Origin of the sequence: uncultured Pontibacter sp. (genome assembly GCF_947492645.1) — a bacterium.
Lineage (GTDB): Bacteria > Bacteroidota > Bacteroidia > Cytophagales > Hymenobacteraceae > Pontibacter.
Map to the genome: position 1 here is coordinate 154,552 of NZ_CANLMZ010000004.1, position 12,643 is coordinate 167,194.

5 protein-coding genes are annotated in these 12,643 nt (G+C 44.7%); 4 read left to right on the forward strand and 1 reads right to left on the reverse strand.

What is annotated here, in order from left to right:
* Positions 1-5 precede the first annotated feature (5 nt).
* Entirely contained in the window at positions 6-7,112 is a 7,107-nt protein-coding gene (locus tag Q1A23_RS05280; protein ID WP_299820535.1) for a gliding motility-associated C-terminal domain-containing protein, read from the reverse strand.
* 1,072 nt (positions 7,113-8,184) lie between these two features.
* Here Q1A23_RS05280 and Q1A23_RS05285 point away from each other — a divergent pair.
* The 4 genes from Q1A23_RS05285 (at position 8,185) to Q1A23_RS05300 (ending at position 12,643) form a co-directional block, all read left to right on the forward strand.
* Positions 8,185-9,579 (forward strand): undecaprenyl-phosphate glucose phosphotransferase, encoded by a 1,395-nt coding sequence (locus tag Q1A23_RS05285; RefSeq protein ID WP_299820538.1) that lies wholly within the window; start codon positions 8,185-8,187, stop codon positions 9,577-9,579.
* Positions 9,569-10,378: a WecB/TagA/CpsF family glycosyltransferase gene (locus Q1A23_RS05290; protein ID WP_299820541.1), complete on the forward strand. Its 810-nt coding sequence runs from the start codon at positions 9,569-9,571 to the stop codon at positions 10,376-10,378. The genes Q1A23_RS05285 and Q1A23_RS05290 overlap by 11 nt, the downstream gene beginning before the upstream one ends.
* A gap of 325 nt (positions 10,379-10,703) precedes the next feature.
* Positions 10,704-11,507, forward strand: coding sequence for a glucose-1-phosphate cytidylyltransferase (rfbF, locus tag Q1A23_RS05295; protein ID WP_299820544.1), 804 nt, complete (start codon positions 10,704-10,706; stop codon positions 11,505-11,507).
* A gap of 44 nt (positions 11,508-11,551) precedes the next feature.
* A complete protein-coding gene (locus tag Q1A23_RS05300; RefSeq protein ID WP_299820547.1) occupies positions 11,552-12,643 on the forward strand; it encodes an SDR family oxidoreductase in 1,092 nt (363 codons plus the stop codon).

Below are 12,643 nucleotides of genomic sequence, written 5' to 3' on the forward strand. Positions count from 1 at the left end.
GATGATTACTTAACAATGGTAACGCTTCCGGATATTGGCTTTTCTGTTCTGTCTAACTGTATAATGTAGTAGTAAGTAGCTATCGGCAATTCTTTGCCCTGCTGAAGGCCGTCCCAAGGTGTGCCGTACCCATCAGATACAAACACCTGGCCGCCCCACTGGTTAAACACCTGCACTTTACAGTTCGGGTATTTTTCGATATTCAGGATTTCCCAGGTATCGTTCACACCATCACGGTTAGGGGTGAAGGTATTTGGCACGAAAACATGCGGCAGCACCGTTACTGTTACCTGGTCAGAGAAGGTACAGCCGCCTTCTGTCTCAACAGTTACCGTGTAGGTGGTGGTTACATCTGGTGTGGCAGTTGGGTTGGCAACATGCGGGTTACTCAGCGTTCCAGCCGGTGACCAAGTATACTTTATACCTCCGTTAGCCTGTAGCTCTACACTTCGGCCTTTAGCTATGGTCACATCCATGCCTGCGCTAACGTTTGGCTCTGATACAGTTACCTTTACCTCACGGCGCTCGCTGGAGCAAGATTGCGACACCTCCTGCACAAAGTATGACGTAGTGTGCTGTAACACAGGGGTAGTATAGCTGTTGCCGGTTGCAATAGGGTTTCCTCCTGCCGCGCTTGCATACCATTCTAACCTTCCACCTTTGCCTGTGGCAGTAAGCGTGGCTTTAGAACCGGCACAAACAATCGTGTTTTTAATTTCTGGGGCCTGTGGCAGCGGTGTAACAGTAATTTTTACCGCATCACTCACCAACCTGTCACAAGACTCTGAGGTAACTACCCTGCGCAGCCATACTGTTTGCGTAAGTGGGCTGCTGGTGTAGTCTTGCCTGTTGTTAGCGCCTGGTGCCGTTGTAAAACCTTTGTCAGGTCCTTCAGCGCTGATTTCCCAGAGGTAAGTATAAGTGCCGCTGCCACCTGTCGGTAAAGTACCCGTAATGGTTGATGGTGCTGTGCTGAAGCAAACTGTCTGGCTGGTGCTGATCTTGTTGTTGCTCATAGCTGGCTTCACCGTAATCATCACCGCTTCACTTGTTGTAGTGTTCGGCCCGGAGATTACAATGCGACGGTACCAGGTGTGCTGGCTTAGAACCGGCGGATTATAATTTTGCGTGTTGCTTACGCCCATCGCTGTTGTCCAGCCTGTGTTAGGGCCGCTGGTGCTCTGTTGCCAGATAAATGTATAGCCGCCTTCCCCGCCTGCAGGCGCTGTACCTACAATAGTTGCAGGCTTGTTGCCGAAGCAGATAACCTGATCTGCCTGTATGTTATTGTTGCCAATAGCTGGCGTAACCGAAATTTTAACAGGCTCAGACACAAGCTCACAGCCCCCGGAATATACTACTCTCCTGAACCAGGTATCTTTTGTGATGGCAGCCGGCGCGTAGTTTTTACCTGTGTTTGGTGCTGCTGCCGCTAAATAGTCCGTGCCGTTTTGGCTGTACTGCCACAGGTAAGTATAAGTATTATCGCCACCTGTAGGAGCAGAGCCTGTAAGTGGGGCAGGGGTTTGCCCGGCATAAATACTCTGCGACAGCGTAATCGTGTTTCTGCTGATTACCGGATTTACCTCCACTTTTACCACATTAGATACCATGGAGCAGGCACCTGAGGTAACCACTCTCCTAAACCATGTGGTAGTTGTTAATGCAGATGGCGTATAGTTTATACTTGTGCCTGCTGTTGCTACTGCTTTAAAATCTGTAGCTGTAGCGCTAGTGGTAGAGTATTCCCAACGGAAAGTATATGTGCCGTTGCCGCCTGTTGGCTGCGTGCCTTGCAGCTGCCGCGGAGCTGTGCCTGTACAAATAGCCTGGCTTTCAGATATCTCGTTGGCCGCAATCACGCCATTAACTGTTACCTTGATTGGCTCCGAATAACTCTCACAGTTGCCAGAAACAACTTTTCTGCGAAACCACGCGCTCTCATTTAATGCCTGTGGCTGATAGCTGGCATTGGTGCGTGTGCCCGGTGCATTAGTATAGCTGCTTCCGTCGTTGCTGAATTCCCAAGTATAAGTATAGCTGTTATTTCCGCCTTTTGGCGTACTTCCGGTTATACTTGCCGGTGTAGCTCCAGCGCAAATCGTTTGGTTGCCGCTTGTTAGAGTGTTGCCAGTAATTGCCGGCTGCACCGTAATTTTAATAGCTGCGCTCACATCTTGCTGGCATGGCCCTGATTTTACGACTCTCCTGAACCATGTTGATTTAGCAAGTGCAGCAGGAGCAGTATACTTTTCGGTATTGTTCACACCAGGGGCAGCTGTAAAATTGCTGCCATCGGTGCTGCTCTGCCATGCATAAGTATAAGTACCGTCGCCACCTGCCGGAGCTGAACCTGTTAACGCTACTGGCATTTCACCCTCACAAATTGTTTGTGCGGCACTAATGGCATTGTTGCTGATAACTGGTACGACTTCGATTTTTACGGCAGCGCTCGTGCTTTCTGCACATGGCCCTGATAATACTACTCTTCTAAACCAGGTAGTTTGGCTAAGTGCCTGCGGCTGATAAGAAATACCTGTTGCGCCATTTATACTTGTAAAGCCTTCTTCAGCACTTTTTGTACTGCGTTCCCAGCGATAAGAATAAGTGCCGCTGCCATTTTTCGGTTGTAAACCTGAAATCAAGCCTGGTACCTGGCCTGCACATATTGGCTGCTGTGCAGGAGCTGTGAGGATGTTGTTGCTAACGTTCTTATTAACTGTTACAGTTACTGCAGTTCGCTGGGGACTGCCACAGCCATTTGTATTAAAAGACTCAACATAGAAAGTTGTGGTAGCCGAAAGTGCAGGTGTGGTAAAGCTTTTGCCGGTAAACAAAGCATCCGTAGCCGTTGCTGAAGTATACCATTTGTAGTTGCTGCCCGTTTCTTTCACAGTAAGCGTTGCATTATTATTTTCACAAACAGTAACCGCTTGTACAGTAGGGGCAACAGGCAATTGAATTACGGTTACCTCAACTGCTGCAGATGTGCTGGTGCACGCACCTGAAGTTACCTCGCGCTTATACCAGGTGGTTTGTGTAAGTATGCCTGGTTTATAGCTAGCCTGAGTATTATTACCCGATGCAGCAGTATAGCTGCCGTTGGCGCCGCTTGTGCTATATAACCACTTATAAGTATAGATGTCGTTGCCACCTGTTACATTTGATGTGGCGGTAAGCTCTGGCGCCTCCTGGCCACTACAAATAGGTGCAACAGCGGCAATAGCATTGTTCTGAATGCGTGGGTTAACAAATACTGTAATGCTATTACTGATATTTGTGCCGCATGGGCCACCGCTAACAACACGCCTGAAGTGAGTAGTTTTAGTAAGTGGACCTGTTGCATAGCCTATGCCATTATTGTCGCCGGTTGCCAAGGCAAAGTTGCTGCCGTCGTGGCTCATTTCCCAGCGATAAATATAGTTGCCACTACCCTCAGTAGGTTGTGAACCCTGTAATACTGCCGGAGTTTCTGCCTCACAAATGGTGGCCTCGCCAGTTATAGAGTTGTTTGTAATAGGTTTATATACAGTAATCTTAACCGGTTGGCTATAATGATTTTCGCAGGTGCCGGATGTAATAACCCTTCTAAACCAGGTACTGGCAGCAAGTGGGCCAGGTGTATAGTTCTGCTGGTTATTTGTGCCTGAAGCTGCTTTATATGGTCCTTCTGCACCTGCTGTGCTTATTTCCCATTGGTAAGTGTAAGTTCCGCTACCGCCTTCAGGTTGTGTACCAGTAATTTCATCGGCTACGCTGTTTTCACAGATAATAGTGCTTGTACTGGTGGTTACAGTATTGTTTGAGATAACAGGAGTCACTTTTACTTCCAGCGCATCAGAAGTGCTGGAGCAGCTAACAGATTTAACTGTTCTTCTGAACCAGGTTGTTCTGGTAAGTACACCCGAGGCATAATTTTTTTCAGTAGCGCCGTTAATTTTAGTAAATCCTGCATCTGGTCCTGTAATACTGCTTTCCCACTCGTAAGTAAAAGTGCTATTACCGCCTTCTGGTGTAGATCCGGTTATGTTGGCAGGCTTTTGGCCGGCACAAATAGCAGGCACATTTGTTAAAGTGTTTTTGCTTAACACAGGGTATACTTCAACTTTAGCCTCCGTTCTAGGGCTTATACAACCATCTATGATGGCTTCTACAAAGTATGATCTGCTGCTGTTAACAACGCCTGCATCAAAGGTTCTGCTAGTAGAGATAACCTCTGTACTTGTGGCTGTTTCGAACCATTGGTAGCTTGTAGCATTGCCTTCTGCCACAAGTATGGCTTTACTGCCTGTGCCGCAAAGTATAACTGGCTGCACAACAGGAGCAGGGGTGGCAGGGCGTACTGTTACCTGAACAGCGCGACGGGGACTAGTGCAACCGCCTGCAATTGTTGTCTCAACATAGTATGAAACAGTCTTATCAAGTATAGGTGTGGTAAAGCTGGCTCCTTCGCCTACTTTAGTGCCACCTGTAGCTGCATCAAACCAAAAAATGGAGCCTGTAGGGTTTTGTACCTGCAAGGTGGTGTTAAAGCCAGGGCAAATAGTAGTACCTGAGGCTACTGGTGCTGTTGGCAAGGCATTAACCGTAACCTGAACCTGGTCTGTAGTGCGGCAGCTGCCGGTACCAAACGTATAGGTTAAGTTAAAAGTACCTACAGCGGCTGGGGTAAATTTTCCTGCTGCCGTTACATGTTGGCCCGACCAGGCACCGCCTGCCGGATTAGCCGTTAAGTTAAAGCTACCAGAGTTCAGGCACACTACTTTATCCTCTCCGGCATTGGCTACAGGCGCCTCATCTACAACAACTACCATTTTATCGGAGTTGCTGCAGCCCAATGAGTTTGTATAAGTATAGGTTAGTTCATACTTTCCTGTTTCTGAGCTTGGTGTAAAATTGCCGTCTGCTGTTACGTTTTCACCAGACCACACACCACCAGCAGGACTAGCCGTTAATTTGGTAGCAATGGGGTTATTGCATACAGTTATATCGCTGCCGGCATTAACCTGTGGTAGCTGGTTTACAGTAACTGTTATGGTTTTTGTGCTGGAACAGCCTGTTTGGGCATTGTAACCAGTTACAGTATAGGTTGTAGTGGCAGCAGGAGTGGCAGTAACAGAAGCACCGGTAGTGGCACTTAAGCCTGTTGCCGGAGCCCATGTGTATGTATCTGCACCACTTGCTGTAAGTATAGCCTCAGCTTGGCCTTGGCAAATAGCTGCTTTATCTGCAGCAACAGTAACAACAGGCAAAGGATTGACAACAACAGTATAAGTAGTTGTGTTGATACAGCCTGTAGTGTTGTTTTTGCCTGTTATAGTATAGGTTGTAGTTTGCGTTGGATTTGCCGTAACGCTGTTGCCAGTTGTGGTGCTAAGGCCTGTGGCAGGTGCCCAGGTATAGGTGTCAGCTCCGGTAACGCTAATGGTAGAGCTCTGGCCCAGGCATATTTCCTGTTTTGGAGAACTTGCCACCAGCTCTGGCAGCGCGTTAATTGTTATCTTTTGTGTGGCAGGAGCAGAAGACTGCCCGCACTCATTAAGAGCATATGCCCATACTTCATACACCGCTGGAGCATCAAAACTGATTACCGGGTACTGCGATGAACTGCTGGTGCCCTTTCCGAAAGTATAATCCCCTTCTCCGGATAGTACTTTTACTTCCCATCTATAAGCTGCTATAGTGCCAAAATTCGGCTCAAATGCAGGCTTGTGCTTGATATTAGCTTCTGTAAAACTGATCTCTTGAACACCGCAATAAACTTGGGCAGCAGGCAACGTGGCAGTAGGCGTACCCTTTATCATAATTGCCTCAGTTTTGGTGCTGGGAGAGCAACCGTTGTTGGCTGTAAGGGTAATGTTATAGCTGCCTGGTTTAGTAAAGTTGAATTGAGGTTCTTTGGCTGTAGCGCCCCCTGCAATTGCACCCCAGTTGCTCACAGCCTGGCCTTTCGCATCGGTAACGGTCCATTGGTAATTTATATTTTCTCCAACTGTTGTATTAGTAACTTTAACCGAGTTGTTAACACAGGCCGTTGCAGGATCTGGTGTTAAACTGAAGTCTGCAACAGGAGGTGCCACGATATTGAACTCCATCTCTTTAGAGCTCGATTCGCAGGTTGTGCCCGGGTCTTCAGGCGATACAGTTAACTTAACGGTGTAACTTCCTGCCTGCGTAAATACAATACGTACTTCACCATTGGCTTTTTGCAGATTCCAGCCAGTTGCCGGATCTATTTCCCATTCAGCAATATGCGGCATGTTGGCACCATAGCCATCATACCCGTTCGTGGATTTATCTTGCAGCACAATTTCCTGGCCCACACAACTACTAATTTTCTTTACGCCAATCTCCGCCTGAGGTCCTTTGCTGACTCTAATGCCTCTCCAGGTGTTTTCAGAAAAACTGCAGTCATTAGAGGCTCTACATGTTACTGAAAATCCGCCGGCAGGAGATGCTTCGGTAAAAACATGCTCTATGATAGGGTTTGCCAGTAGCTGCTGGTGTGTGCGTGTAAACGAAGGAGTGCCATCGTTTATAGTAAAAGTATATACTGTGTTATCAGGGTTGTTTTCGAAGCGGCTAACTTTAATTTCATGGGTAGCCGGTGCGCATGAAAAAGAGTTACCGCCCAGGTCTACCAGCACATTGGGGTTACTGCCGATATACACTCTCTTTTGCTCAGTTTTCTCGCAGCCGTCCTGGCCCGTAACAGTAAGTATTAAGGTATAAGACCCTGCTTTTTGGGCAACGTAAGTATGGCTTGTTTTGTCAAAATCTGCTCCGTATGTGTCAGATGTGCCATCACCCCAATCAATATGATAGCTTGCATTCGTAGCTTTTGATTTTGAAGTGTTTTCGAAATCAAACCTTACAGAAATGGTGCTGCCGCTATTGTTAAAGTTGCAGTAGGTAAAGCTTTTATTAAAGTTTGTGTTGGCAATGCTCGCATCTACGCTGCAATCGTCTGGTGCAGCATTTTTATAGCGTAGTTGGTCTTCTTCTGAAAGAGCTATACTTGGTTTATCATCTGCTGGCGGAGCAGAATTTACCCAAAACCCGTTAAGGGCAAAGATTAAAGGCAGCAAAAAGCTGGCTAAAATTGGCTTCATGGCTAAAAGCTGTAAAAGTTTTGCTGTTACAATGATGCATTGTGGCTGAGTTATAAAGCTCACTCAGTAGCTGGAGTAGCTGGGAAAGCAGCTTTTCAGGGTTTAAGCAGCAGCTTATAGCAAGCCGTGATGCACTAAAACAGACTAAGGCTTTCGTGCATCGACCCTGTATACTTTTCTCAGCCTCCCTGGCTTTTAGCGGTAATATGCAATATTGGGTTGATGTATAAGTGTAACATGTAAATTGTAATTAAATGGCAATATTTCTCCTCGTGCTCTAAACTTAAATCTGTAACCTTTTTTTCTGTCGCAATTTTATAAAAGTTTGAGGTGTGTCTATTGTGCCTATAATCAATCTGTTGTAGATGTTTTTTGTACAATTATAAACTGTTTGAATAAGTTCAAGAAGGAGACAGGTTTATTCTAAAAAAAAGCTTTATTTGCAAAGTGTTTTAATTAATTGTATTATTCTTATATGTTAAATAACATTAATCTTTTACATCAAAGGAAAACATTGCAACAAATTATTAATCTTGAAATAACTATATATAAGTATTGATATAAAAGTATGGTTAATCTAAGGCTGTGGCTTTTTGGGGTTAATCCGAAAAATCCCGGAAATAATTTCTTTGTCTACCTTCTGTAATTGCAGGTTATTATAGGCTGATTTAAAAAAGTACAAGAATCGCTAAGCGCTTTAAATATTCTTCAACTGCTTGATTTATTGAATTATTGAATCTAAAAACAGCCTCAGTTGAGCCCATATGTATATATAAGTATGTCTATTTTGTAATATTATAAAATTGGTTTTTTTTAATAGATATAGACAAAATCATAAACTTTCGCAAGGCGTCAGTCGTAACTTATGATATCAATCAACAGAGGATTTTATGATTAAATTTTCTGTGTTGATGAAGATAAATATTTACTTATTCTAATATTATAGTCTTGTTTGCCTGAAGGACATTCTTTTAGAGTTACTCCAAAGGAGGATGAAGATGCAGAAGTGTGGGCACAGACAGGAATAAAAATTAAGTTCTTTTAGTATGATTACAACATTACGCCTTTAACCATGAATAAATATCGTCACTACTATAGCTTTAACAGAGTACTCCTCTTAATCTTAGATATCACCCTCATAACTTTCGCTTTTAAGATTTCAAACCTATTCAGGTATGGTAGCCTTGATTTTGATTACCAGTATAGCGTTTTCTTTGTGCTGTTTGCGCTGGTGTGGTGGATCGTTTCTGGCTTCTCCAACTTTATCTTCCGGATTGATGGTTTGTTTTCTTGTGAGAAGAAAGTAGCTAACCTGATAAATGCATTTATACTACACGCTTTCATACTTGCAACGTGTATAGTGATTTTTAACCTGGAGCAATTGTCACGTTTGCTGTTGCTTTATACTTATTTGTCTACGGCCTTGCTTATTACTGTAAGTAGATTGCTGTTGCAGCAGGTGTTCGGGTATTTCACTAAATCAGATATGGCGCATACACGTTATGTGATTGTGGGTACAGGCCAGGCCGGTATTTCGCTGCACCAGACGTTAAATGCAAATGATAGCCTGGGTACAAAGTTTATGGGTTTCTTTGATGATAACCCTGACACGCTAAGCCCATACTACAGCCAGGTAAGGGGTAACGTAGATGACTTAAAAGAGTATTGCCTGCAACATAGCATTGACGAGGTGTATTATACCTTGCCGTTAAATGACCGTGCGCAGCTAGACGACTTGTCTGAGTTTGCAGATGACAACTTTGTGTACTTCCGTATTGTGCCTGACTTTAGTGCCATTGTGCAACGCGACGTGAACATGTACTTCTATCACAACGTGCCAATGCTTAGCATCCGTAAAGAGCCTTTGGAGCTAGCCTCAAACCGAGTGATTAAGCGTGCTTTTGACTTAGTATTCTCTTTGGCTGTTTCACTTCTGATTTTCCCTTGGTTGCTTCCTTTGATAGCACTTGCCATTAAACTGGAGTCTAAAGGACCTGTTTTCTTTAAGCAGCTAAGACCAGGCAAAAAGAACAGACTGTTTGTGTGTTACAAGTTCAGAACGATGCATGTAAACAACCAGACGGAGCTGCAGGCAACAAAAAATGATCCTAGAATTACCCGTGTCGGCCGTTTCTTACGTAAGACTAACCTTGACGAGCTTCCGCAGTTCTTTAACGTGCTGCTTGGCGATATGTCAGTAGTCGGTCCGCGCCCTAACCTGGTGTCGCAACTAGACCACTATTCTAAAGTAATATCAAAATACAAAATGCGCCACTTTGTTACGCCTGGTATAACCGGATACGCACAAGTTAGCGGATTCAGGGGCGAAACAAAGGAGCTGCGCCTAATGGAGAAACGTATAGAGTACGATGTACAATATATGGAAAACTGGAGCTTTATGATGGATATAAGAATAATTTTTCTGACAGTCTGGAACATGATAAAAGGCGAGAAAAATGCTTACTAATACAACCGAACCAAACACTATTACAGCTGAACCACCCTTAAAAGAAAAGCGGAAACTGATTACATCGCTTATTTCAGCTGGCTCTTTCAACAACTTCGTAGACCACATTTTTTGGTTAACCGAAAACAGAGAGTCCTCTTACGTATGCTTTGCGAATGCACACATGCTGGTAGAGGCTTACCGCGACAGAGAGTTTAATAATCTACTTAACAACGCTGATGTGGCCACTCCTGATGGAGGGCCCCTTTCCAAGCTAATGAAAGTGATGTATGGACAGAAGCAGGACCGTGTGGCAGGAATGGACATACTGCCCCGTTTACTGCAGGAGGCATCCATACGTGGTAAATCCGTTTATTTTTACGGATCTACAGATCAGGTTTTAGAGGCTGTGGTGGCAAAAGCAAAGCAAGAGCTGCCTAACCTTAAAATTGCTGGCTATTATTCGCCTCCGTTTCGCAAGCTTTCTGAAGAGGAAGATGCCGCTACTACCGAAATGATCAACAACGCCAACCCGGATATCATGTTTGTGGCACTAGGTTGCCCGAAGCAGGAGCGTTGGATGGCAGAGCATAAGGGCAAGGTCAAAGCATGTATGTTGGGTGTAGGCCAGGCTTACATGACATATGCTAACCTGGAGAAACGCTTGCCAAAGTGGGCCAGGGATTTATCTTTAGAATGGACTTATAGGCTGTGGCAGGAGCCAAAGCGTTTATGGAAACGCTACCTGGTTACAAACAGTATGTTCATATTCCTCATCTTGAAACTGCTCGTACAGAAGCAAACTCAAAGATCAGTTTAAGGCTTTTGCTTTAAACCGATTCATACTTACACACGAGACTTTTATACTACTTCTTCTCAACAGCCTGCGTAAACTTAAAAGTACGTGGCCTTCTTCATGCTTCGCTGGAAATGAAGGGACTTTGTGCTGGTGCAATTTTATTGCGTAGGCTCAAATCCGCTTGTAACAGCTTTAGGTTATGTAATTAAAAATTTTAGCTAAAAAAGTCTTCTTATAAACATCAAAATATAGCAATTACCGTATGATTCAAAAAAAGCACTAATAAAAGAAGTGCAATTATCTCTTATTAAGTGTTTTTACTTCAACCCTTTAACCTTTATATAAGATGAAAGCAGTTATACTAGCAGGTGGCTACGGAACAAGAATAAGTGAAGAGAGCGGCGTAAGACCAAAGCCAATGGTAGAAATCGGCGGGAAACCAATCCTGTGGCATATCATGAAGATTTACTCGCACCACAATATAAATGAGTTTGTGATTTGCTGTGGCTACAAAGGGCACATTATCAAAGAATACTTCGCTAACTATTGCCTGCATAACTCAGACGTAACCTTCGACATGCGCAAAAACAGCATGGAGATACATAGAAATAATACTGAATCGTGGAAAGTAACCCTGGTAGATACCGGAGAAGGTACTATGACAGGTGGCCGATTGAAACGCGTTCGTGATTATATAGGCGATGAAACTTTCTGCCTGACCTATGGAGACGGTGTAAGTGACGTAGACGTGACAGAGCTTGTGAATTTCCATAAGCAACAAGGCACCTTGGCAACTTTAACCGCTGTACAACAGCCAGGCCGATTTGGAGCCTTCAACCTAGCCTCTGATGTGACAAAAATCAACCAGTTTAAGGAAAAACCAACAGGTGGCGATATGCCATGGATTAACGGTGGTTTTTTTGTGCTGGAGCCAAGCGTGATCGATTACATAGAAGACGATAGCACGATCTGGGAAAGAGGACCAATGGAAAGACTGGCCGAAGAAGGAGAATTAGCAGCTTTCCGCCATACAGGTTTCTGGCAACCAATGGATACCCTACGCGATAAGCATGTGCTGGAAGAGCTGTGGCAAAAAGGCGAAGCCCCATGGAACGTATGGTGCAAGATGCTTTCCAAAGCCATCAATTAATCACTTCTGAACACAAACCCAACCCTTTCAAAAATAGATATATCATGAAAATTCTGATTACTGGAAATATGGGATATGTAGGCCCTGGTGTAGTAGACCAGCTGCGCAAGGCATATCCTAATGCTACATTAATAGGCTACGACATGGCCTACTTTGCCTCTTGCTTAACCAATGCCGCTGTGCTGCCAGAAAGTAAACTGGATATGCAGTTGTTTGGCGATGTTAGAGAGATTTCTGCAGAAACACTAGCCGGAATGGACGCTATAGTGCATTTAGCAGCTATCTCAAACGACCCGATGGGCACTCGTTTTGAAGATATAACACTAGATGTAAACTACAGATCAAGCATCAGAATTGCTGAACTGGCGAAAGAAGCGGGTGTACGCAATTACGTGTTTGCCTCTAGCTGCAGTATGTATGGCGCTGCCTCAGAGCAGGCTAAAACTGAAGACTCCGAACTGAACCCGCTTACAGCCTATGCCCGCTCTAAAGTAGCAACAGAGAAAGAACTGGAGCCGCTTGCCGGAGATGGTTTTACCGTTACTTGCCTGCGCTTTGCAACAGCATGCGGCATGAGCGACAGACTGCGCCTGGACCTGGTACTGAACGACTTTGTAGCTGGAGCTGTAGCAACCGGTAAGATTAATATCCTGAGCGATGGCACACCTTGGAGACCATTAATCCATGTTAGAGACATGGCACGTGCTATTGAGTGGGCCGTAACACGTGAAGCAAGTAACGGTGGCGAGTTTTTAGCGGTAAACACAGGATCTAATGACTGGAACTACCAGGTGCACGAACTGGCTAACGCTGTGGCTGATGTAATTACGGGAACGGAGGTAAGTGTAAATCTGGATGCCGCTCCTGATAAACGCTCTTACCGTGTAAACTTTGACCTATATAAGCAATTGGCACCAAACCACCAGCCGGCTTATACTTTAAAAGAAGCTATACAGGAACTGCGCGATGGCCTGGTGGCGATGGAGTTTAAGGATGGTGACTTCCGTAACTCGTTGTTGATGCGCCTGAAAGTGCTTACAAGCTTGCAGGAGTCTGAGCAAATAAACGGTCAACTGCAATGGGCACACCAAACAGCAAAATCATCAAATAAGGAATCTGAATTACAAACAGCATAA

Excerpts from the sequence above, each read along its gene's own strand:
- Q1A23_RS05280 (WP_299820535.1), bottom strand. The coding sequence starts at position 7,112 with ATGAAGCCAATTTTAGCCAGCTTTTTGCTGCCTTTAATCTTTGCCCTT.
- Q1A23_RS05285 (WP_299820538.1), top strand. The coding sequence starts at position 8,185 with ATGAATAAATATCGTCACTACTATAGCTTTAACAGAGTACTCCTCTTA.
- Q1A23_RS05290 (WP_299820541.1), top strand. The coding sequence starts at position 9,569 with ATGCTTACTAATACAACCGAACCAAACACTATTACAGCTGAACCACCC.
- Q1A23_RS05300 (WP_299820547.1), top strand. The coding sequence starts at position 11,552 with ATGAAAATTCTGATTACTGGAAATATGGGATATGTAGGCCCTGGTGTA.
- rfbF (WP_299820544.1), top strand. The coding sequence starts at position 10,704 with ATGAAAGCAGTTATACTAGCAGGTGGCTACGGAACAAGAATAAGTGAA.